The organism is Streptomyces sp. NPDC104309 (assembly GCF_055584025.1).
Genome location: NZ_JBVJMV010000045.1, coordinates 1 through 21381, shown reverse-complemented (window position 1 = coordinate 21381; position 21381 = coordinate 1). Strand labels below are relative to the sequence as shown.

General features: G+C 72.5%; 19 protein-coding genes and 1 pseudogene. 7 read left to right on the top strand and 13 right to left on the bottom strand.

What is annotated here, in order from left to right; genetic code table 11:
• The first annotated feature begins 4 nt into the window (after positions 1 to 4).
• The 4 genes from ACZ68L_RS38280 (at position 5) to ACZ68L_RS38265 (ending at position 3355) form a co-directional block, all read left to right on the top strand.
• The gene (locus ACZ68L_RS38280) at positions 5 to 925 is read left to right on the top strand and encodes an ABC transporter permease (RefSeq protein WP_469587113.1); all 921 of its coding nucleotides are present in this window, start codon (positions 5 to 7) and stop codon (positions 923 to 925) included.
• On the top strand, positions 922 to 1950 hold the full coding sequence (locus tag ACZ68L_RS38275) for an ABC transporter ATP-binding protein (protein ID WP_469587111.1): 1029 nt from the start codon (positions 922 to 924) through the stop codon (positions 1948 to 1950). Before ACZ68L_RS38280 ends, ACZ68L_RS38275 begins: the two co-directional genes overlap by 4 nt.
• On the top strand, positions 1947 to 2942 hold the full coding sequence (locus ACZ68L_RS38270) for an oligopeptide/dipeptide ABC transporter ATP-binding protein (RefSeq protein WP_469587108.1): 996 nt from the start codon (positions 1947 to 1949) through the stop codon (positions 2940 to 2942). The genes ACZ68L_RS38275 and ACZ68L_RS38270 overlap by 4 nt, the downstream gene beginning before the upstream one ends.
• 215 nt (positions 2943 to 3157) lie before the next feature.
• The gene (locus tag ACZ68L_RS38265; protein ID WP_469587105.1) at positions 3158 to 3355 is read left to right on the top strand and encodes a hypothetical protein; all 198 of its coding nucleotides are present in this window, start codon (positions 3158 to 3160) and stop codon (positions 3353 to 3355) included.
• A gap of 65 nt (positions 3356 to 3420) precedes the next feature.
• Here ACZ68L_RS38265 and ACZ68L_RS38260 read toward each other — a convergent pair whose 3' ends face one another.
• The 9 genes from ACZ68L_RS38260 to rimP form a co-directional block, all read right to left on the bottom strand.
• Positions 3421 to 4374 carry a bifunctional riboflavin kinase/FAD synthetase gene (locus ACZ68L_RS38260; protein WP_469587100.1) on the bottom strand — a complete coding sequence of 318 codons (954 nt, stop codon included), beginning with the start codon at positions 4372 to 4374 and terminating at the stop codon, positions 3421 to 3423.
• Between the two features lie 43 nt (positions 4375 to 4417).
• Entirely contained in the window at positions 4418 to 8167 is a 3750-nt protein-coding gene (locus tag ACZ68L_RS38255; protein ID WP_469587097.1) for a trypsin-like peptidase domain-containing protein, read from the bottom strand.
• A gap of 204 nt (positions 8168 to 8371) precedes the next feature.
• Positions 8372 to 9328, bottom strand: a complete 957-nt coding sequence (truB, locus tag ACZ68L_RS38250) for a tRNA pseudouridine(55) synthase TruB (RefSeq protein ID WP_469587095.1) — start codon at positions 9326 to 9328, stop codon at positions 8372 to 8374.
• Positions 9325 to 9777, bottom strand: a complete 453-nt coding sequence (gene rbfA, locus ACZ68L_RS38245; RefSeq protein WP_361456037.1) for a 30S ribosome-binding factor RbfA — start codon at positions 9775 to 9777, stop codon at positions 9325 to 9327. The genes truB and rbfA overlap by 4 nt, the downstream gene beginning before the upstream one ends.
• A gap of 25 nt (positions 9778 to 9802) precedes the next feature.
• The gene (locus ACZ68L_RS38240) at positions 9803 to 10099 is read right to left on the bottom strand and encodes a DUF503 domain-containing protein (RefSeq protein ID WP_469587091.1); all 297 of its coding nucleotides are present in this window, start codon (positions 10097 to 10099) and stop codon (positions 9803 to 9805) included.
• Positions 10100 to 10265: 166 nt separating this feature from the next.
• Positions 10266 to 13358: a translation initiation factor IF-2 gene (gene infB / locus ACZ68L_RS38235; RefSeq protein ID WP_469587089.1), complete on the bottom strand. Its 3093-nt coding sequence runs from the start codon at positions 13356 to 13358 to the stop codon at positions 10266 to 10268.
• A 147-nt stretch (positions 13359 to 13505) separates the two neighbouring features.
• Positions 13506 to 13784 carry a YlxR family protein gene (locus ACZ68L_RS38230; RefSeq protein ID WP_404258432.1) on the bottom strand — a complete coding sequence of 93 codons (279 nt, stop codon included), beginning with the start codon at positions 13782 to 13784 and terminating at the stop codon, positions 13506 to 13508.
• A 179-nt stretch (positions 13785 to 13963) separates the two neighbouring features.
• On the bottom strand, positions 13964 to 15004 hold the full coding sequence (gene nusA, locus ACZ68L_RS38225; protein ID WP_351086206.1) for a transcription termination factor NusA: 1041 nt from the start codon (positions 15002 to 15004) through the stop codon (positions 13964 to 13966).
• A gap of 2 nt (positions 15005 to 15006) precedes the next feature.
• Positions 15007 to 15504, bottom strand: coding sequence for a ribosome maturation factor RimP (gene rimP / locus ACZ68L_RS38220; protein ID WP_469587084.1), 498 nt, complete (start codon positions 15502 to 15504; stop codon positions 15007 to 15009).
• 176 nt (positions 15505 to 15680) lie between these two features.
• Between rimP and ACZ68L_RS38215 the strand changes: the two genes are divergently transcribed.
• The 3 genes from ACZ68L_RS38215 to ACZ68L_RS38205 are packed head-to-tail and all read left to right on the top strand — an operon-like array spanning position 15681 to position 17636.
• Positions 15681 to 16208 (top strand): hypothetical protein, encoded by a 528-nt coding sequence (locus ACZ68L_RS38215; RefSeq protein ID WP_469587082.1) that lies wholly within the window; start codon positions 15681 to 15683, stop codon positions 16206 to 16208.
• The gene (locus ACZ68L_RS38210) at positions 16205 to 16705 is read left to right on the top strand and encodes a ferritin-like domain-containing protein (RefSeq protein WP_469587081.1); all 501 of its coding nucleotides are present in this window, start codon (positions 16205 to 16207) and stop codon (positions 16703 to 16705) included. The genes ACZ68L_RS38215 and ACZ68L_RS38210 overlap by 4 nt, the downstream gene beginning before the upstream one ends.
• Before the next feature lie 28 nt (positions 16706 to 16733).
• Complete coding sequence (locus ACZ68L_RS38205) at positions 16734 to 17636, top strand: aminoglycoside phosphotransferase family protein (protein WP_469587078.1); 903 nt, start codon at positions 16734 to 16736, stop codon at positions 17634 to 17636.
• Between the two features lie 64 nt (positions 17637 to 17700).
• On the opposite strand, the gene ACZ68L_RS38200 is transcribed toward ACZ68L_RS38205, so the two are convergent.
• The 4 genes and pseudogenes from ACZ68L_RS38200 to ACZ68L_RS38185 all read right to left on the bottom strand — a co-directional run.
• Positions 17701 to 19401: a proline--tRNA ligase gene (locus ACZ68L_RS38200; protein ID WP_469587076.1), complete on the bottom strand. Its 1701-nt coding sequence runs from the start codon at positions 19399 to 19401 to the stop codon at positions 17701 to 17703.
• 183 nt (positions 19402 to 19584) lie between these two features.
• Positions 19585 to 20154, bottom strand: coding sequence for a GNAT family N-acetyltransferase (locus tag ACZ68L_RS38195; RefSeq protein ID WP_469587073.1), 570 nt, complete (start codon positions 20152 to 20154; stop codon positions 19585 to 19587).
• Positions 20155 to 20218: 64 nt separating this feature from the next.
• Positions 20219 to 21064 carry a GNAT family N-acetyltransferase gene (locus ACZ68L_RS38190; protein ID WP_469587071.1) on the bottom strand — a complete coding sequence of 282 codons (846 nt, stop codon included), beginning with the start codon at positions 21062 to 21064 and terminating at the stop codon, positions 20219 to 20221.
• A 167-nt stretch (positions 21065 to 21231) separates the two neighbouring features.
• Positions 21232 to 21381 (bottom strand): annotated as a pseudogene (locus tag ACZ68L_RS38185) (flavodoxin-dependent (E)-4-hydroxy-3-methylbut-2-enyl-diphosphate synthase); the annotation flags it as partial.

The following is a 21381-nucleotide window of genomic DNA, read 5'->3' as shown; positions in this document are numbered from 1 at the left end:
ATCCATGCCCACGCCCACGAAGGCCGAACCGGCCGGGAATCCGCGCGCGCTCGCCCGCGCCCGCAGGCGGCAGTCCGCCGCCCGGTTCTGGCGGGAGTACCGCAAGTACAGGAGCGGATTGTGGGGTCTGGGCGCCCTCGCCCTGATCACGCTGATCGCCCTGTTCGCGCCGCAGCTCGTCGGCGCCGACTCGCAGAGCGTCACCGACGCGCCCGGCGGGGCGCTGGAGTCTCCGAGCGGTGAATTCCCGCTCGGCACGGATCAGTTCGGACGCAGCGTGCTGGCCCTGCTGGTGTGGGGCACCCGTGTCTCATTGACGGTGGGCCTGCTCGCCGCGTTCCTGTGCGTCGCCATCGGCACGGTCGTCGGCATCGTCGCGGGGCACTTCCACGGCTGGTACTCGACGGTCCTGATGCGGATCACCGACTGGTTCCTGGTGATGCCGACCCTGGTCCTCGCGATCGCCCTCGCCACCGTGATGGACCGCTCGATGTGGACGGTCATCATCGCGATCGGCGTCACGACCTGGCCGACCACGGCCCGGCTGGTCCGTGCCCAGACCCTTGCCGTGGAGTCCCGCCCGTACATCGAGCGGGCCCGCGCCCTGGGCGGCGGCCACGGACACGTCATGATCCGGCACGTCCTGCCGAACGTGATGCCGCTGGTCCTCGCGCAGACCACGCTGGCGATCTCCAGCGCGATCCTTACCGAGGCCACTCTGGCGTTCCTCGGCCTGAGCGACCCGACCACCACCTCCTGGGGCGGCATGCTCCAGGACGCCCGCGAGGCGGGCGCGGTGAGCGCGGGCGACTGGTGGTACCTGGCGCCTCCCGGCATCGCCATCGCCCTGGTGGCCCTGGCGTTCACGCTGTGCGGGCGCGCCATCGAGTCCGTCCTCAATCCCAAGCTGGGGGTGGCCCGTTGAGCACGACGAGCATCCACAAGTCGCCGCTTCTCGACGTGCGGGACCTCACGGTGACGTACCCCGGTGGGGCGCAGGCGGTCCGCGGCGTGAACCTCGCCGTCGACGCGGGGCAGAAGCTCGGCATCGCCGGTGAGTCGGGCTGCGGGAAGTCGACGCTGGCGCTCGCCCTGCTGCGACTGCTGCCCGCCGGGACGAAGGTCTCCGGCGAGATCCTGCTGAACGGCGAGGACGTCCTCACCATGAAGTGGGGCCAGGTCAGGGCGGTGCGCTGGGCGGGGGCGTCGATCGTGTTCCAGGGCGCGATGCACTCGCTGAACGCGGTGCACCGCATCGGGGACCAGATCGCCGAGCCGATCCTGCTGCACCGGAAGGCGACGCAGGCGGGGGCGGCGAAGAAGGTCGGCGAGCTCCTGGAACAGGTGGGGCTGCCGGCCGCCCGCGCGAGCGCCTATCCGCACGAGCTCTCCGGCGGGCAGCGTCAGCGCGTGATGATCGCGATGGCGCTCGCCTGCGATCCCGGACTGGTCATCGCGGACGAGCCGACCACGGCTCTCGATGTGATGATCCAGGCCCAGATCCTGCGGCTGATCGAGCAGTTGGTGTCCGAACAGGACCTCGGTCTGATCATGATCAGCCATGACCTCGCGGTGCTCTCGGACACCTGTGACCGGCTCGCGGTGATGTACGCGGGCCGGGTCGTGGAGGAGGGCCCGGCGTCCGAGGTCTACGAGAACGCGCACCATCCGTACGGCAAGGCCCTGTCCGGCGCGTTTCCGCGCATCGGCGACCCGGCCTCCCGGTTCGCGCCCCGCGGGCTGCCCGGCGACCCGCCGGACCCGTCGGCGCTGCCCGGCGGCTGTACGTTCCACCCGCGCTGTCCGGTGGCCCTGGACTCCTGCACGACGCAGGACCAGGTGCTGCGGGAAGCGGGGCCGGAGCGGCGGGCGGCCTGTGTGCTGGTGGAGCCGGGGTCCACCGCGGCCCCGGCCCTGCCGGGTGCCGAGGAAGCAAGGAGCACATCATGACCACCACCACTCCCCTGCTCAGCGCCGAGGACCTGAAGGTCACCTTCCCCGGCCGCCGCGGAGCCGACCCGGCGCGGGCCGTGGACAGCGTCGACCTGGACATCCGGCCCGGCGAGATCGTCGCGTTGGTCGGCGAGTCGGGCTGCGGCAAGACGACGCTGGCGCGTTCGCTGCTGGGCCTGGTCCCGCCGACGTCCGGGCGGGTCACCTTCGACGGGCAGCCGCTCGACTATGCAAGCCGTGCGCTGAAGGCGTACCGCAAGCGGGTCCAGTTGGTGCTCCAGGACCCCAGCGGTTCACTCAATCCGCGGCACACGGTGTACGACGCCGTCGCGGAGGGCCTGCGGATCCACGGGTACGCGGGCGACGAGCGGGTCGCGGTGGCCGAGGCGCTGTCGCGGGCGGGACTGCGCCCTCCGGAGCGGTTCTTCCTGCGCTATCCGCACGAGCTGTCGGGCGGTCAGCGCCAGCGGGTCGTCATCGCGGGCGCGCTCGTGCTGGAGCCCGAACTCATCGTGGCCGACGAGCCGGTGGCCTCGCTGGACGCTTCGGTGCGCGGCGAGATCCTGGCCCTGCTGCTGCGGCTGCGGGATGAGCTGGGCCTGTCCGCACTGGTGGTCACGCACGACCTCGGCCTGGCGTGGAACATCGCCGACCGGGTCGCGGTGATGTACCTCGGGCGGATCGTGGAGACGGGCGAGGTGGAGCAGATCCTCACCTCTCCGCGACACCCTTACACGCAGGCGCTGTTGTCGGTGCTGCCGGAGTCCGGGGACGATCCGGTGATTCTGACCGGCGAGCCGCCGGACCCGTCCCGGGTGCCGTCCGGGTGCCGGTTCCACGTCCGCTGCCAGGTACTGGCCTCGGGCGAGGCGGAGCGGGCGGGCGTCGCGGACGCGTGCCGTACAAAGGATCTGCCGGTGCTCGCGGGCGGCGGGCAGACCCAGGTGGCGTGCCACTGGGCGACCGCGGCGGCGAAGGCGCGGGCGTAGCGCGGTGCCGGGGAGCCCGCCTCCCCGGACCGATCCGCCCGACCCAGCCCGATCCGCCCGACCGGCCCGATCCGCCAGACCGGCCGTACCACGGCCCCGGGGCCCGTCCGCCGGGCGGGTCGGGGCACGGCCTGCCCGGCGGCCGCGAGGGAGTTCCGTCAGGCTCCGGACCGGCCCGGTGCGGCCTCACCCCGGGGCGATGCCTCAGCAGCCGGATGGTGACCACGGGTCCCTGCGGGTGGAACCGGCTCGGAGTCATCCTCGGCCCGGTCGTGGTGGGCGCGATCACCGGTTCGGGCAGCAGCCTCGCGATGGTCTTCACCCAGCTGGGCCGCCTCGCGGTGGTTGGTGCGGTGATCGCGTGGTTCGCCGTGGAGATCAAGGGGCGCATGCTGGAGGAGCTGGACAGCTGACGCTTCGCGCGACCGGGCCGGGACCGTCCTCGACGGTCCCGGCCCGGTCGCGTACGGCGAAGAGGTCAGCCGCGCTCGTACGCGGAGACCAGCTCGCTGCACCGCTTCACATCGGCGGCCATCGCCACGAGCAGCTCGTCGATCGAGTCGAACTTCAGCATCCCGCGCACGTACGCGAGGAAGTCCACCGAGACGTGGAGCCCGTACAGGTCGAGGCCGACGCGGTCGATCGCGTACGCCTCCACCGTCCGCTCCGTGCCGTCGAACTGCGGGTTCGTGCCGACCGAGATCGCGGCGGGCATCGCCTCGCCGTCCACATTGAGCCAGCCCGCGTAGACGCCGTCGGCGGGGATGGCGGTGTGCGGCAGGGTCTCCACGTTGGCCGTGGGGAAGCCCATGTCACGGCCGCGCTGCGCGCCGCGGACCACGATGCCCTCGACCCGGTGCGGCCGGCCGAGGATCTCGGCGGCGCCCGCGACATCGCCCTCGGCGACCAGCCGCCGAGTGAGCGTGGAGGAGAACGGCTGGCCACCGCCCGCCTCACCGCTCACGTACAGGTCGATGACCTCGACGCGGTAGTCGTAGGTCTCGCCGAACTCGGTGAGCAGCCGCACGTTCCCGGCCGCTTTGTGGCCGAAACGGAAGTTGGGGCCCTCGATGACCAGCTGCGCGTGCAGCTTGTCGACGAGCACCTTCACGATGAAGTCGGCCGGTGCCAGCTTCGAGAACTCCGTGGTGAACGGCAGGATCAGCACCGCGTCCACCCCCAGCTCCGCCATCAGTTCGGCGCGCCGGTGGTGCGGGGCGAGCAGCGGCGGGTGGCTGCCGGGCCGCACGACCTCGCTGGGATGCGGGTCGAAGGTCACCACGACCGACGGCACGCCCAGCTCGCGGGCCCGCTCCACGGCCCGCCCGATGATCAGCTGGTGCCCGCGGTGCACCCCGTCATAGGAGCCGATGGTGACGACGCTGCGTCCCCAGTCCTGGGGGATGTCCTCCAAGCCACGCCAGCGCTGCACTGTGACCGCTCCTCGCCCGAACCTGTGTACGTGAGATTGCCTGTTACGCAGGTCTAAGACTGCCATGCTCACGCCCCGCGGCCCGCATCGGCATCGTCTTGGGGCTCGCCAGGGCCTCCACCGTCCGCCGTGCGCTGGGGCCGACGAGCGCCGCCCACTCCTGCGGGGCGTCGGCCAGCCACCCGGTCACCAGGGCGGCGAATCCGGGGACGTCACGAGCCAGCTCGACCAGCCGGCCGTCGAAGCGGACCGCGCCCTCGGGCGTGCGGACCAGGAGCATCCCGGTGCGGTGGACCAGCGCACGGGTACGCGCCTGCGCGCGGGCGCCGGAGCCGGTCGCGGCGGCCCGCAGCAGCGCGTCGAGCACGGCCGGATCGCGGTGGGCCTCCTGCTCGAAGTCCAGCAGGACCTCCAGCAGCTCGCCCCTCAGCTGTGCGGAGGCGGGGCTGCCCGGCGCGGCGAGCACCCCGGCGAGCGCGCCGCGCACCGGCGGCGGCACCGGCCGGTCCCGCAGCAGTCCGGTCACCAGGGGCAGCAGCAGGGCGCGGGCGGCGGGTCCGTGCTCCAGCCTCCGGTCGATGTACGAGGCGGCGTGCACGGCGTCGTCCGGGTGGCTGTCGATGTACGCCCGCACGAGCCCGGCGGCGTGCAGGGCCAGCGCGGGCGCGTCGATCCCGGCGAGCGCGCACAGTGCCTCGCCCGCCCCGTCGCCGGGCCGGGTCAGCCGCTCCCGCAACGCGGCGAGCACCGGCTCCGGATGGGAGGGCAGCGCGACGGCCAGCGCCTGCGCGGACAGCTGCGGCTCGCCCGCGACGAAGGCCCGCAGCGCCTGCGGGAGATGGCGGTCCCGAGTCCGTGGATCCTGTACGAGGAGGGTGAGCGCGGTCCCGTGCAGGGGGGCGTCGGCCGGGCGGGCCAGCAGGGCGAGGGCGGCCCCGCGCAGCAGCTCGCGGTCGGTGTCGCGCGTCGCATGCACGGCGGTGAGCGGGGCGTACGAGGCGGCGGCGGCCCGGCGGCCGGGCCTGTCCTCGTCGCGGGCCCAGCGGTCGACGGCGCGGCACAGCGCGGCGGGCTCGTCCTCGGCCAGCGCGGCCAGCAGCTCCTCCGCGCGGGGGTGGGCGGTCGAGACGAGTGCTTCGGTCAGGTCGTCGACGGCCAGGTCCCGACGGGCGTAGAGCAGCGCCTGAGCGGCCGCGGCCACGGTCGGGCGCATCGCGGCCCCCTCCCCCTCCTCGGCGGGCAGCGGTCGCTCGTCGGTGAACCAGTCGCAGAGCAGCGGCTGCACGGTCCGGGGCTGGGCGGCGAGCCGCCGCGCGACGGCATCCAGGAAGCGCTCGCCGCCGTCGCCGTCGGGATGCGGGTCACAGCTGTGGTCCTCGTCATCGCGCGGGCCGCCCCGGTGCGGGCCGTCGGCGGGGACGAGACGCCGGAACAGATCGATCCGGTCCGCTTCAGGCAGCCTCAGGCGGCGCCAGAACCACGGACCGAACTCCGCGTACGGCCCCGCGCCCACCGGCTTTCCCGCCGCGGCGCTTGCGACGACGCGGTCGGCCAGCAGCCGCAGCACCCCGAGCTGGGTCCGGAGGTCGGGCACCCGGAGCAGGGTCTCCGAGAGCAGGTGGACCGCCCACCAGCGGGCGTCGTCGCGGGCCCCGGCGGGCGATCCCGGCGCCGGCCGGTCGAGGGCGTCGACGAGGCCGGTCAGCCGGTGTGCCAGCGCAGCGGGCCCCTGCCTGCGGCCCAGGAGCAGCAGGGCCTGGATGACCGGGCCGGTCCGATGGCGCGGTACGGGCAGGGCGCGCGGTACGGTCGCCGGTGCGGCCTCCCCGGCGGTGTCCGGCGCGGGGACGCGGCTGAGCTCCGCCGGGGGCCCCTTCGGCCCCCGAAGCGCCGCCACGACGTCCTGCCCAGGCCCCCGGCCGCGCCCGGTACGCGGCCTCCGCGGCTGCGGAACACGGGCCTCCACCGCCCCTGCCCCGCCCTCCGCCGCCTGCCACCGGTGGACCAGCGCGTACAGTGCCGCGTCCAGGTCCAGGTGGGCTCCCTGCACCCAGTCCCCCAGCTCCTCGTGCGCGAAGCGGTAACCCGCGCCCGCCGGCACGAGCAGGCCTTCGGCGAGGACGGCCGACGCCCAGCCCGTACGCCAGGGGAACACCGCCTCGAACGCCACCCGGTCCAGCTCCCCCTGTCCGGGGCCCAGGCAGCGCCGAGCCGCCTCGTGTACCTGCCCGGCCACTCGCGCGGCGAGCCGGCGGACCGCGGTGCCCCCGGGCACCGGGCCCGACAGCGCCGCGATGCGGACCGCGACCCGCAGACACATCAGATCCAGGTGAGCACCGAAGACGTCCTCGGCGTCGGGCCGCCCCGCGACGTCCGCGGGCAGCGCCTCGCGGACCTCCGCGAGCAGGCGCAGGGTGAGCGGGTGCCGGTCATGGCCGGGGGCGAGCGCACCGGACGGAATGGCGTACCGCTCCCGGGCCCGTTCGGCCTGGCGCGCGGTGAGCTCGCCGAGCCGGACCGCGGACGGCAGTCGTCCGGCCGGCCTGGCGGGGCGGTGCAGCGCACCGGCCGGGCAGAGCGCACCGGCCGTCTCCCAGTGCTCGGGCGTGCAGGCCATCACGAGCCGCGCCCCGTTGCCCCGCAGCCAGTCGACGGTGCCCGCGGTCCACCGGGCCGCCCCCTGGGCCAGTACGGGCGGCATCTCCTCGGGGCCGTCCAGCAGGACGAGCAACGTGCTCCCGGACTCCGCGGCCAACCGGGCCACCCCCTCGGGGGTGACGGTCGTCATGTCGCCCCTCGCCCCGGCGGCGGTGACGATCCGGCAGGACCGCCGGAGCGTGCGGGCGATCGCGTCGGCGACCGAGGAGTCGTCGGCCAGCAGATCGGCACCGCGGAGCCAGAGCGTGGGCGCGGGCACGGAGCCGCGGGCCCGGCGGGCGGCGAGCGCGGCCAGTTCGGTGGTGCGGCCGGTGCCCGGCGCTCCGACGAGACCGAGGACCACGGCGGGAGGGGGCGGCACGGACGAGGGGCGGCCGGGCGTCGAGAAGGCCGTCAACTCCGCGATCACTTCCGGGCGTTCGACCGGATCGGAACAGGCGGCCGGACCGCCCGCCGAGCCGAGCGAGGTCGCGGTGAGGTGCAGAGCGCCCGCGAGATTCAGATCGCGTCCGTATCCGGGCACGCACGTCGCGTTGCGCCGCAGCAACGCGCCCAGCGGGCCGTCGGCGTTCGCGCTCCCGAGCGGCACCGCGAAACCGGCGGCGTGATGCCCGGCACGCAGCGCGGCACCCAGCACGGCGAGGACCGCGCCGCTGTCCGGGTCGAGGACGGGCCCGCCCACGGCGGTGCCGCCGAGCCGCAGCGCGTCCGAACCGTCCGTGCCCAGCGCCAGCTCCAGCGCGGCACCGATCCGGAGGGCACGGCCGTTCGCGGTGTACGTCACCGGGGCGGTGCCGAGCACCCGCGCCTCGCGCCAGCCGTGGGCGGCGATCGTCACATACGTACCGGCGTCGATCCGGTCCCGCGACGCGATCGGCGTCGGCTCGACGCCGAGCGCCAAGGGCTCCCCGGTGCGCAGCAGGGCGAGGTCCTGTTCGGGCAGCGCGGTGACATCGGCGGCCCCGACGGTGCAGCCGCGGCCGCCCGTTCCGTGCAGGACGAGCCGCGTGAGCCCGTCGACCGCTTCATGACTGGTCACCACCGTGCCCCGGTCGTCCGCGACGAACCCGGTCCCCCGTGGCCGGCCGGCCTGATCGCAGATACGTACCAGCGTTGCCCGGTCCCCGCTTCCCATGGTCCGACGTTAGGGCGGCGGCCATCGGCACGTGTACCACTCGGAGTAAAAGCGCCCCTGAACGCTCCCCTGATTCACTCCGAGCGCCTGCTCATCGGGGTGAATTCATGGCGCCCGGTGGACAGGAATCGTTGGGGGGACCGTGGAGCGGGCGCGGGGGCTCCGCCCGCTCCACGATGGGGTCTTCCGGCCCCGAGCCGCCCGTCAGGCGAAGACGGCGAGGCTCTTGGCCTTGCCCTTCTGCTCCTCGACGAGAACCAGGAAGCGTCCGTCCGGCCCGAAGACCCCGACCGGTCCCGGCGGGAAGGCGGGCATGTCCAGCCGCACCCCGTTCAGCAGCAGCTTGGCGCGCTTCTCGTCCACGTCCCAGCGGGGGAACGCCGAGGCGGCGGCCTCGGCCACCGGCATCACGGTCAGCTCCTGCTGATGCTGGTCGAGCGTCCGCGCCATGTCGAGACCGTACGGCCCGACCCGGGTGCGCCGCAGCGCCGTCAGATGGCCGCCGACGCCGAGCCCGGCGCCGAGGTCGCGGGCGATCGCGCGGATGTACGTGCCGGAGGAGCAGACGACGGAGACGACCAGATCGACGACCGGCGTGCCGTCCTCGGCGACCTCCTGGCGGACGTCGTAGACATGGAAGGACGAGATCGTCACCGGCCTGGCCGGGATCTCGAACTCCTCGCCGCCGCGCACCCTCGCGTAGGACCGCTTGCCGTCGATCTTGATGGCGCTGACCTTGGACGGCACCTGCATGATCGGTCCGGTCAGGGCCGCGACCCCGGCGTCGATGCCCTCACGGGTCACACCGGAGGCGTCGGTGGACGAGGTGATCTCGCCCTCCGCGTCATCGGTGACGGTGTTCTGGCCGAGCCGGATCGTGCCGAGGTACTCCTTCTCGGTCAGCGCGAGGTGGCCCAGCAGCTTGGTGGCCTTCTCGACACCGAGCACCAGAACGCCCGTCGCCATCGGGTCCAGCGTGCCGGCGTGGCCGACGCGGCGGGTCCTGGCGATGCCGCGCATCTTGGCGACGACGTCGTGCGAAGTGAAGCCGGACGGCTTGTCGACGATGACCAGGCCGTCCTCCCGGCGCCCACCACCACCCTTGTCAGAGGTCGCCGCGCTCCCGCGCCCCTGACCGGGTGTCCTGTTCTGCGCTGTCATTCGGAGGCGGTGTCCTCGTCGTTCTCGTCATCCGCCTTGCGGTACGGGTCCGCGCCACCGGCGTACGTGGCGCCCGAGGATGCCTCGCGCACCCGCGCGTCCGAGGCCCGCGCCCGGTCGAGGAGGTCCTCGATCGCCTTGGCGTTCTCCGGAAGGGCGTCGGCCACGAAGGCCAGCGTGGGGGTGAACTTCGTCCCCGCCGCCGCTCCGACCGCCGAACGCAGGATGCCCTTGGCGCTCTCCAGGCCGGCCGCCGCGCTCGCCCGCTCCTCGTCGTCGCCGTAGACCGTGTAGAAGACCGTGGCCTCCCGCAGGTCACCGGTGACCCGGGTGTCCGTGATCGTCACGTGCGTACCCAGACGCGGGTCCTTGATACCGCGCTGCAGTTTCTCGGCGACCACCTCCTGGATGAGGTCCGCCAGCTTTTTCGCCCGCGCGTTGTCGGCCACTGGTCCGTCTCCTTCTCAGCCTTGCTCAATCGTCTTCGTCGCTGTGCAGCCGCCGTCGTACGGACAGCAGCTCCACTTCCGGCCGGGCGGCCACCAACCGCTCGCACCGGTCCAGAACGTCTGTGAGGTGTCCGGTGTCCCCGGAGACCATGGCAAGGCCGATCTCGGCCCTGCGATGGAGATCCTGATCGCCCACCTCCGCCGCGCTCACCGCGAATTTGCGCTGGAGCTCGGCGACGATCGGGCGGACGACGGAGCGTTTCTCCTTCAACGACCGTACGTCGCCGAGAAGCAGATCGAAGGACAGTGTCCCCACATACATGTATGTCCGGATGTCCCGCCGGTTCGGGTTCGCGCCCTGCCAGTGCTTGGCAGGGACACAAGAACCGTACACGGAACGACCGGGGCCGATCGACGGAAATATGACCCGCCGACCGGCCCCGACTCTTGAAGAGAGGTCCGGGGTCTCCCCCGGAAATCCCCGCGGATCAGCCTCGCGGCTTCTCGCGCATCTCGTACGTCGCGATGACGTCGTCGATCTTGATGTCGTTGAAGTTTCCGAGGTTGATACCACCCTCGAAGCCTTCGCGGATCTCGGTGACGTCGTCCTTGAAGCGGCGCAGACCGGAGATGTTGAGGTTCTCCGCGATGACCTTGCCATCGCGCAGCAGGCGCGCCTTGGTGTTGCGCTTGACCTCGCCGGAGCGGACCAGCACACCGGCGATGTTGCCCAGCTTGGACGAGCGGAAGATCTCGCGGATCTCCGCCGTACCGAGCTCGACCTCTTCGTACTCCGGCTTGAGCATGCCCTTGAGGGCCGCCTCGATCTCCTCGATGGCCTGGTAGATCACCGAGTAGTAGCGGACGTCGACACCCTCGCGCTCCGCCATCTGCTGGGCACGCCCGGCAGCCCGGACGTTGAAGCCGATGACGATGGCGTCGGAGCCGGTCGCCAGGTCGATGTCCGACTCGGTGACCGCACCCACACCGCGGTGCAGGACCCGGATGTCGACCTCGTCGCCGACGTCGAGCTGGAGCAGCGAGGACTCGAGAGCCTCCACCGAACCGGACGCGTCGCCCTTGATGATGAGGTTGAGCTCCTGGACCAGACCGGCCTTGAGCGCCTCGTCCAGGTTCTCCAGGGAGAACCGGACACCCTTGCGGGCGAAGTTGGCGTTGCGCTCACGGGCGGCACGCTTCTCGGCGATCTGACGGGCCGTACGGTCCTCGTCGACCACCAGGAAGTTGTCGCCGGCACCCGGGACGTTGGTGAGACCCAGCACGAGGACGGGGGTCGACGGACCCGCTTCCTCGACGTTGTTGCCGTTGTCGTCGAGCATCGCCCGGACACGGCCGTACGCGTCGCCGACCACCATCGTGTCACCGATGCGCAGCGTGCCGCGCTGGACCAGGACGGTCGAAACGGCACCGCGGCCGCGGTCGAGGTGGGACTCGATCGCGATGCCCTGCGCGTCCTGCTCCGGGTTGGCCCGCAGGTCGAGCGAGGCGTCGGCGGTGAGGACGACGGCCTCCAGGAGAGCCTCGATGTTGAGGCCCTGCTTGGCGGAGATGTCGACGAACATCGTGTCGCCGCCGTACTCCTCGGCCACCAGACCGAACTCGGTGAGCTGACCGCGCACCTTGGTCGGGTCCGCGCCCTCGACGTCGATCTTGTTGACCGCGACCACGATCGGCACGTCGGCCGCCTTGGCGTGGTTCAGCGCCTCGATCGTCTGGGGCATCACACCGTCGTTCGCCGCCACCACGAGGATCGCGATGTCGGTGGACTTCGCACCACGGGCACGCATGGCGGTGAACGCCTCGTGACCCGGGGTGTCGATGAAGGTGATCCGGCGGTCCTCGCCGTTGACCTCGGAGGAGACCTGGTAGGCACCGATGTGCTGGGTGATGCCGCCGGCCTCGCCCGCGACGACGTTCGTCTTGCGGATGGCGTCCAGAAGACGCGTCTTGCCGTGGTCGACGTGACCCATGACGGTCACGACCGGCGGACGCGGGATGAGCGCCTCTTCGCCGCCCTCGTCCTCGCCGAACTCGATGTCGAAGGACTCCAGAAGCTCGCGGTCCTCCTCCTCCGGGCTGACGATCTCCAGGACGTAGTTCATCTCATCGGCGAGCAGCTTCAGCGTGTCGTCGGAGACCGACTGCGTCGCCGTGACCATCTCGCCGAGGTTCATCATCACGGCGACGAGCGACGCCGGGTTGGCGTTGATCTTCTCCGCGAAGTCGGTGAGGGAGGCACCGCGCGACAGACGGACGGACTGTCCGTTGCCGCGAGGCAGCATGACGCCGCCCACCGACGGGGCCTGCATGGCCTCGTACTCCTGGCGCCTCTGCCGCTTCGACTTGCGGCCACGACGCGCGGGACCGCCGGGACGACCGAACGCACCCTGTGTGCCACCACGGCCACCGGGGCCGCCGGGACGTCCACCGAAGCCGGGACGGCCGCCGAAGCCACCGCCACCGCCGGGACGACCCGCACCGCCACCGCCGCCACCGCCACCGGGACGACCGGCGAAACCGCCGCCACCGCCACCGGGACCGGCCGGACGGCCTGCGAAGCCGCCACCACCGGGACGACCGGCGCCGCCACCGGGACGACCGCCGCCGCCACCGCCGGGACCGCGGCCACCGCCGGGGCCACCACCGGGACGCGGACCCGCGGCGGGACGCTGCGGCATCATGCCCGGGTTCGGACGGTTACCACTGGGGGCACCGCCCGGACGGGGAGCCTGCGGACGGGGCATGCCGCCCGGAGTGGGACGGGCACCGCCCTGACCCTGGGGACGCGGGGCGCCACCGGGGCCGCCCTGCGGACGCGGGGCGCCCGGACGGTCCTGACCGCCACCGGGACGCGGGGCGCCGCCGGGACGGGGCGCCTGCGGACGGGCCATGCCCGTCGAGCCACCGGAGGTGAAGGGGTTGTTGCCCGGACGGGGACCGGCCGGACGGGCGCCGGGGCGCGGGGCGCCCTGACCCGCGGGACGCGCGGGACGGTCGCCACGCTCGCCGCGCTCGCCACCGCGACCGCCGTCACGCTGACCGCCGGACGGAGCCGGACGGGCGGGACGCGGGCCGGGGGTGGCACCGGTGGGACGCGGGGCCTGCTGCTGCGGGGCAGCGGGCTGGGCCGGAGCCGGAGCCGAGAACTCGGCAGCGGGGACCGGAGTCACCGGAGCGGGCTTGGGCGCGGGCTTCGGGCCCGGCCGCGGTCCGGCGGACGGCGCGGAAGGCGCCTCGGGGGTGCTGCTCGCCGCTGCGGCGGGGGCCGGCTTGGGGGCCGGGGCACCGGGCTTCGGGGCAGCGGGACGTGCCGCAGCGGCCGGGGAGGGCGCTGCGGGCTTCACGGGCGCCGCCTTGCGGGGCGCGCCAGGCTTCGCAGCGGACTTGCCGGCGTTGCCGCCGGGCCCCTGCAGTGCGTCAGTCAACTTGCGTACAACCGGCGCCTCGATCGTCGAGGACGCCGAACGGACGAATTCACCGAGCTCTTGGAGCTTGGCCATGACGACCTTGCTCTCGACGCCGAACTCCTTGGCGAGTTCGTATACCCGGACCTTAGCCACTTCGCTCCTTTTAGGTCCGGGTTACCGCCGGACCGTCGCTACTTCATGGGCGTACTCATCGCGTACTCATCGAGTGCTCATCGCAATCTCGACCTACTTCCAACTCGCGAGGTACCTGACCGCACGGGGTCCCGTGCCGTTCGTTTCTTACGGTGTCACCCGCTCGACGAACCGCTGCACTGCGGCGGGGTCGAACGGCCCCTTGGCCTTGAAGGCCCGAGGGAATGCCCGGCGGCGAACCGCCAGGTCCAGACAGACGGGGACGGGGTGTACATAGGCACCCCGGCCGGGCAGCGTACCGCGAGGATCGGGAACGCAGGCGTCCCCGTCCGCGACGATGCGCAGCAGCTCGCTCTTGGCCGCCCGCTCCCGGCATCCCACACAGGTTCGCTCAGGGCAAGCGCGGGCGTGCGTCCGGCCAGACACGGCTAAGTCTACCTCCCCGCACCGACCTCACCCCTTTGGGGCAAAAATCGAACGGATGTTGTCGTTTTCTCAGCGGCGTGCCGCTCAGATGTATTCCCTGCGGCCCGCGCCACCGCCCCGGACGGCCGTTCCCAACGGTGTCCGGTGGTCCCGGCGCGGGCCGGCCGGCCCGCGCCGGGTCAGCCGCGCTCGGAACGCTCGCGGGCCCGCTCGGCCCGCTCACGGTCGGCGACATCGCGCTCGGCGTCGGTCTCGGTGTCCGGACGGATGTCGATGCGCCAGCCGGTGAGGCGGGCGGCTAGGCGGGCGTTCTGCCCCTCCTTGCCGATCGCCAGCGACAGCTGGTAGTCCGGGACGGTGACCCGGGCGGACCGTGCGCCGAGGTCCACGACCTCGACCTGGCTCACCCGCGCGGGCGACAGGGCGTTGGCGACCATCTCGGCCGGGTCGTCCGACCAGTCCACGATGTCGATCTTCTCGCCGTGCAGTTCGGCCATGACGTTGCGCACCCGGCCGCCCATCGGGCCGATGCAGGCACCCTTGGCGTTCAGCCCGGAACGGGTCGAACGGACCGCGATCTTGGTGCGGTGACCGGCCTCGCGGGCGATCGCGCAGATCTCGACGGAACCGTCCGCGATCTCCGGGACCTCCAGCGCGAAGAGCTTCTTGACCAGGTTGGGGTGGGTCCGCGACAGCGTCACGGACGGACCGCGGACCCCCTTGGCCACGCGTACGACGTAGGTGCGCAGGCGCAGACCGTGGGTGTACTCCTCGCCCGGCACCTGCTCCTGCACCGGCAGGATCGCTTCGAGCTTGCCGATGTCGACCAGGACGTTCTTCGGGTCCTTGCCCTGCTGGACGACGCCGGTGACGACATCGCCCTCGTGGCCCGCGTACTCCCCGAAGGTCCGGTCGTCCTCGGCGTCGCGCAGCCGCTGCAGGATGACCTGCTTGGCGGTGGTCGCGGCGATCCGGCCGAAGCCGGACGGGGTGTCGTCGAACTCCTTGGGCTCCTGGCCCGGTTCGAGGTCGGCCGGGTCCTCCTTCGCCCACACCGTCACATGGCCGCGCTCGTCGAGCTTCACGCGCGCGCGGCGGTGGCTTCCGTCCGTACGGTGGTAGGCGATGAGGAGGGCCGACTCGATCGCCTCGACGAGCACGTCGAAGGGGATCTCCTTGTCCTGTGCCAAGCCCTTCAAGAGCTTCACATCGATGTCCACGGCTACGCCTCCTCTTCCTTCTTGTCCTTGCGGCTGAATTCGATCTCCACGCGCGCCTTGGCGATCTCGTCGAAGGCGACCCGGCGGGACGTGGGCTTGCGGCCCTTGACGCCCGGGACTTCGAGGTCGAGCCCCTCTTCGTCCACGGCGAGGATGCGGGCCACCAGCTCAGCGCCCTCGCGCAGCTGCAGCTTGGCCAGGCGGCCCGTGGCACGTACGTAGTGGCGGTGCTCCGTCAGCGGACGGTCGGCACCGGGCGAGCTGACTTCGAGGACGTACTCGTCGTCGCCCATCGCGTCGGTCTCGTCCAGCTTCTCGGAGAGCGCGCGGCTCAGCCGGGCACAGGCGTCCAGTTCCACGCCCTCATCGGAGTCCACGACGATCCGCAGCACCCGGCGGCGGCCGGCCCGGGACACCTCGATCTCTTCGAGATCCAGCTGCTCGGCGCTGACGAGCGGTTCGAGCAGTCCGCGCAGCCTCTCGCTCTGGGTGGTGCTCATCCGGGTGACTCCTCGGCCGCGTGTGCTGTTGTGGGGATCTCGCGTGTCAGGTCAAAGGGTATCCGGTCCCGAGGGGTGTTGCCGTCCGCGTGCTCCGCGACCGCGGGTACGCTCGCCTGCGGTGATCACTTCAGGACAGATCCAGTCAAGACAGGTCCAAGCCCGAAGGAGAACAAGTGCGGCGCACGGGGACGACGCGCAGAGGTGCGTTCACCGCGACGGGGGCGATCGCCATGGGGGCGGTGCTGGCCGGCTGCGGTGACGGGTCCGGGCAGCGGGAGGGATCGGCCCGGCCCGACGGGGCGACCCCGGCCGAGCAGGCCTCGGCCGCACGGGCGGAGCGGACGCTCCGGGCGACTGCCGCCCGTACCAGCAGGGACCTGCTCGCCCGGTACGAGCAGGTGGTCAGGGCCCACCCGGCCACCGCCGCCGGGCTCTCGCCGCTGCGGGACGCCGTACGGGCCCACGCCCAGGCGCTGGCGCCCGACGGCGACGGTACGCCGGTGTTCTCGCGCACCCCCGCCACCGACGCCAGGGCCGCCGTCAAGGAGCTGGCCGGGGCGGAGCGCCGCGCCTCGGACGCCCACACGGCGACGCTGCTGAAGGCCCCGCCGGAGCTGGCCCGGCTGCTGGCGTCGATCGCGGCGGCGGGCGCGGCACACGCCTATCTGCTGACCGAACTGGCCAAGGAGACCTCGTCATGAACGCCGGGACACGGAAGGCGGCGCAGGCGGCCCTGGCCGCCGAACACGCGGCGGTGTACGGGTACGGGGTCGTCGGCGGCCGGGTCGCCGACGGCCGCCGGGCCGAGGCCACGGCGGCTTACCACGCGCACCGCGCCCGGCGCGACGCGCTGCAGCGGACCGTGCGTGACCTGGGCGGTGAACCGGTGGCCGCGCAGGCCGCGTACGCTCTGCCGTTCGCGGTGCCGGACCCGGCCGCGGCGGTGCGGCTGGCCACCCTGCTGGAGGACCGGGTGTCGGACGTCTACTCCGATCTCGTACGGGCCGCCGAAGGGCCGCTCCGGCGGGAGGCCGCGGACGCGCTGCGGGAGGCCGCGGTGCGCGCGGTCCGCTGGCGGGGCAGCGGCGTACCCTTTCCCGGGCTCGCCGAGCGGACCGCCGACGGGTCCGGCGCGAAGGCCGGGTCCGGCACGAAGGACGGGGCCGGTGTGAGGAACGGGACCGGCGCGACGCACTGAAGAAGCTCTGAAAGGGAACAAAGCACGTATGGGTTTCGAACCGCCGCAGCGTCTGGTGCGAGCGCTGGGCGAGTCGTACGGGGATTCGGCCGCCGACTGGCTCGCGCGCCTTCCCGCACTGACCGAGGAAGCGCTGGCCTCGACCGGGCAGGAGCTGACCGTGGACCGGGTGGCCGCCCCCGGGGGCCGCAGCAGTCTGGTCCTGTTGGTGACGTGCTCCGACGGCACCCCGGCGGCGCTGAAGATCGCTCCGTCCGGAGCCGCGCCCGAGCTGGAGCAGGCGGCGCTGGAGCACTGGAACGGCTGGGGCGCGGTGCGGCTCGTCGGCACCGGCCCCGGTGCGCTGCTGCTCGAACGGCTGCACCCCGAGGTGTCACTGCGCTCACTGCCGGAGGCGAAGGCGCTGCTGGAGGCGGCGGGGACGGTGCGCCGGCTGTGGGTCGAGCCCCCGGCCGGCCACGGGTTCGAGACGGTCACCGAGCGGACCGCGCGCCGTACGGAGCCGATGCGGGCCTTCGCCGCGGCGGACCCGGGCCTGGAGCCACTGGTCTCCGCGGCGCTCGCGGCGCGTGCGGAGCTGGTCGCCGACTCCTCCGAACTCCTGCTGCTGCACGGCAACTTCCGCCAGAGCAAGGTGCTCGCGGGCGAGCGGGCGCCCTGGCTGACGGTCGGGCCGGAGCCGCTGGTCGGCGAGCGGGCCTACGATCTGGCGCGCCTGGTGCGTGACCGGGTCGAGGACCTGATCGCCTCCCCCGGCGGCGCAGTGACGGCACGGCGCCGGATCAAGAAGCTCGCCGATTCGCTGGACGTGGACCGGGAACGGCTGCACGGCTGGACGCTGTTCCGTGCGGTGGAGTCGGGCACCCGGGCGCTGGCGGTCGGCCGTCGCCAGGAGGGCGAGCTGACGCTGGAGTTCGCCAGCTGGCTGTAGCGGGCACGGCAAGCCGCAGGCCCCCGCGCGGTGCGCGGGGGCCTGCGGCTTCGTCCGTCCGGTGTCAGCCCTGGACGGCGAGGCGGGCGATCGCCTCGTCGACCGTGATCTCCTCGCGCTCGCCCGTACGGCGGTCCTTGAGCTCCAGGACGCCTTCGGCCGAGCGGCGGCCCGCGACCAGGATCTTCGGGACGCCGATCAGCTCGGCGTCGGTGAACTTCACACCGGGCGAGACACCCGCACGGTCGTCGACCATGACCCGCACACCGGCGGCGGCGAGCTTCTCGGCGACATCGAGCGCCAGCTCCGTCTGGAGGGCCTTGCCCGCCGCGACGACATGGACGTCGGCCGGGGCGATCTCGCGGGGCCAGCACAGCCCCTGCTCGTCGGCGGTCTGCTCGGCGAGCGCGGCGACGGCGCGGGAGACGCCGATGCCGTACGAGCCCATGGTGACCCGGACCGGCTTGCCGTTCTGGCCGAGCACGTCGAGCTGGAAGGCGTCCGCGAACTTGCGGCCCAGCTGGAAGATGTGGCCGATCTCGATGGCGCGGTCCAGCTTGAGGCCGGTGCCGCACTTGGGGCACGGGTCGCCCTCCTGGACGACGACGACGTCGAGGTAGTCGTCGACCTCGAAGTCACGCCCGGCGACGACGTTCTTCGCGTGGGTGCCGGGCTTGTTCGCACCGGTGATCCAGGCGGTGCCGACGGCGATGCGCGGGTCGGCGATGTAACGGACCTTCTCCAGGCCCTGCGGGCCGACGTAGCCGCGGACCAGGTCGGGGCGGCCCTCGAAGTCCTCCGCGGTGACCAGCTCGACGACGGCGGGCGCGAGGTGCTCGCCCAGCTTGCCGAGGTCGACCTCACGGTCGCCGGGCACGCCCACGGCGACGATCTCGCCGTCGACCTTGACCAGCAGGTTCTTCAGCGTCGCGGAGGCGGGGACGCCCAGGTGCGCGGCGAGCGTCTCGATGGTCGGGGTGTCGGGGGTGTCCAGCTCCTCGACGGAGCCGTGGGCCGAGCCGTCCACGGCAGTGGCCTTGAAGGTCACGGCCTCGGTGTTGGCGGCGTAGTCGCAGGCGGGGCAGTCGACGAAGGTGTCCTCACCGGCCGGGGCGGGGGCCAGGAACTCCTCGGAGGCCGAGCCGCCCATCGCGCCGGAGACGGCGGAGACGATGCGGTGGTCGAGGCCGAGCCGCTCGAAGATCCGGATGTAGGCGGCGCGGTGCAGCTGGTACGCCTCGACGAGCCCCTCGTCCGTGGTGTCGAAGGAGTACGAGTCCTTCATCTGGAACTCACGGCCGCGCAGCACTCCGGCGCGCGGGCGGGCCTCGTCCCGGTACTTGGTCTGGATCTGGTACAGGATCACGGGCAGGTCCTTGTAGGACGTGATCTGATCCTTGACGACCTGGGTGAAGATCTCTTCGTGGGTCGGGCCGAGGAGGTACTCCGCGCCCTTGCGGTCCTTGAGCTTGAAGAGCAGATCGCCGTACTCGTCGTAGCGACCGCTGGCGTCGTACGACTCCTTCGGGAGCAGCGCGGGCAGCAGTACTTCCTGGCCACCGATGGCGTCCATCTCCTCGCGCACGACGCGGGTGATGTTCTCCAGGACCTTCTTTCCCAGCGGCAGCCAGGTCCAGATTCCGGCCGCCGTGCGACGTACGTAACCGGCCCGGACGAGCAGCTTGTGGTTGAGCGTCTCGGCGTCCGCCGGGTCGTCGCGCAGTGTCTTGATCATCAATCGGGACATGCGCTGGACCTGGGCCATGATGAACTCCTGCTCGGAAGGGTGATGAGCGTGAGGTTAGCCGGGCGGCACCGGTGGGCGGAAATCGATTGGTTCCGGCCCCCTGGTTCTTTCGCCGGACGAGAGACCTGGTGCTGTGGCCGGAAAGGTTTGCCGGGAGCTCGGGGCGACGCCCCGGGCCCGCGAAGATCGGCAGGACAGGGCCTAGCCCTGGCGGCGCAGCGGAAGCGGGGCTCCCATCACCGCGTACGGCTTGGGAGCGCTGGGGAAGAGCACCTGCCGGGCCAGGTCCTGGTATCCGAGACTGCGATACAGACCCCGTGCCGGGCTCTCCGTGTCGATGGCGGAGAGGATGGACCGGGGCTGGTCGGCGGCGTCCGTGATGGTGGTGATCAGCGCGCGGCCGATGCCCCGGTTCTGGAATTCCGGGAGCACGTGCAGCTCGGTGATGACGAACGAGTCGTCGAGCCAGTGCGCGGAGCCGGTGGCGCGGAGGTAGGGCTCGACGACGGTGGACCACCACTGGTGGCGTTCGTTCGGCATGCCGTAGACGAAGCCGACGAGCCGGCCGCCGGGGGTGGTGGCGCCCAGCGCGCGGGCATGGGGGTGTTCGAGGTGTCTGAGAACGATGTGGCGTCGTACCTCGATCTCCTCCGGGGCCAGGCCGAAGGCGACGGCCTGCACGGCGAGCGCCTCGTCCACGCGTGCGGCGAGATCGATCGGTCCGATCCGGACGCTGGGAGTGCGGGGACCGCCCCCGGGAAGTGCTGCCATGGGCCGACCCTACTGGCCCGGACGGGGCGGGCGGTACGGGGTGGTGGAGCCGGTCGTCGACCGGTCAGAACAGCACGCTCATGAACACGCCGGTCTCACGGAAGCCGACCCTGGCGTACGCCTTGCGCGCGGGGGTGTTGTAGTCGTTCACGTAGAGGCTGACGACGGGTGCGACGTCGGCCAGTGCGTAGCGCAGGACGGCCGCCATACCGGTTTCGGAGAGCCCCCGGCCGCGGTGTTCGGGGGCGACCCAGACGCCCTGGATCTGGCAGGCCTGCGAAGTGGCCGCGCCGATCTCCGCCTTGAAGACGACCCGGCCGTCCTCGATCCGGGCGAAGGAGCGGCCGGCGCCGACGAGTTCGGCGACGCGTGCCTGGTAGAGGAGTCCGCCGTCGCCCGCGAGCGGGGAGATGCCGACCTCCTCGGTGAACATCGCCACGCAGGCCGGCATCAGAACGTCCATCTCGTCCTTGCGGATCCGGCGGACCAGGGGGTCGGGAGTGACGTCGGCGGACGGGCTCTCGGTGACCATGAGCGGCTGATGGGCCCGGACCTCGCGAGCGGGGCCCCAGCCGGGTTCGAGCAGCCGCCACAGCTGGGCGGTGGGCTCCGCGGGGCCGACGATCGAGGAGCAGCGGCGGCCGGCCCGGCGGGCGCGGTCGGCGAAGGCCCGGACCGCCTCCGGGGTGGCGCAGATCGGTACGAGGTTGGCGCCGGAGTAGCACAGTGAGCGCAGCCTGCCGTCGGCGTACCAGCCCCACATCTCGCCGCCGAGGCGCCATGGGTCGAGACCTGCGATCTGGACCCGGGACGTCACGAACGCGTTGGCGACGGGTTCGCTCTCCAGAATGGCGAGAGCGGCGCCGAGGTCGCTGGGTTCGAGGACCCGGGTGGTGGTCTGCGTCAACACGAGGGGGCCTCACCATGCGGTCTGCTGATTTCCGCACTGTACCCAAAGAGGCTCGGTGGCGCCGCCCATGCCCGGGAAGAGCGTTTGCGGGGCACCGTGAGGTCGCTCACGACCGCGCCCCGCCGGACGGTGTTCGTCCGGCGGGGCGCGGTGGGGCACATCGTGGTTCAGCTGATGGAGACCTCGGGCTCGCCCGAGGCGACGCCGTCCTTCTCCATCTGTTCGGCGATCTTCAGGGCTTCTTCGATCAGCGTCTCGACGATCTTCGACTCCGGCACGGTCTTGATGACCTCGCCCTTCACGAAGATCTGCCCCTT

Bases quoted from the DNA above. Each gene is read 5' to 3' on its own strand.
- ACZ68L_RS38280 (WP_469587113.1), top strand. From the start codon at position 5: ATGCCCACGCCCACGAAGGCCGAACCGGCCGGGAATCCGCGCGCGCTC.
- ACZ68L_RS38270 (WP_469587108.1), top strand. From the start codon at position 1,947: ATGACCACCACCACTCCCCTGCTCAGCGCCGAGGACCTGAAGGTCACC.
- ACZ68L_RS38265 (WP_469587105.1), top strand. From the start codon at position 3,158: ATGGTGACCACGGGTCCCTGCGGGTGGAACCGGCTCGGAGTCATCCTC.
- ACZ68L_RS38255 (WP_469587097.1), bottom strand. From the start codon at position 8,167: ATGGGAAGCGGGGACCGGGCAACGCTGGTACGTATCTGCGATCAGGCC.
- truB (WP_469587095.1), bottom strand. From the start codon at position 9,328: ATGACAGCGCAGAACAGGACACCCGGTCAGGGGCGCGGGAGCGCGGCG.
- ACZ68L_RS38240 (WP_469587091.1), bottom strand. From the start codon at position 10,099: ATGTATGTGGGGACACTGTCCTTCGATCTGCTTCTCGGCGACGTACGG.
- rimP (WP_469587084.1), bottom strand. From the start codon at position 15,504: ATGAGCACCACCCAGAGCGAGAGGCTGCGCGGACTGCTCGAACCGCTC.
- ACZ68L_RS38210 (WP_469587081.1), top strand. From the start codon at position 16,205: ATGAACGCCGGGACACGGAAGGCGGCGCAGGCGGCCCTGGCCGCCGAA.
- ACZ68L_RS38205 (WP_469587078.1), top strand. From the start codon at position 16,734: ATGGGTTTCGAACCGCCGCAGCGTCTGGTGCGAGCGCTGGGCGAGTCG.
- ACZ68L_RS38200 (WP_469587076.1), bottom strand. From the start codon at position 19,401: ATGGCCCAGGTCCAGCGCATGTCCCGATTGATGATCAAGACACTGCGC.
- ACZ68L_RS38195 (WP_469587073.1), bottom strand. From the start codon at position 20,154: ATGGCAGCACTTCCCGGGGGCGGTCCCCGCACTCCCAGCGTCCGGATC.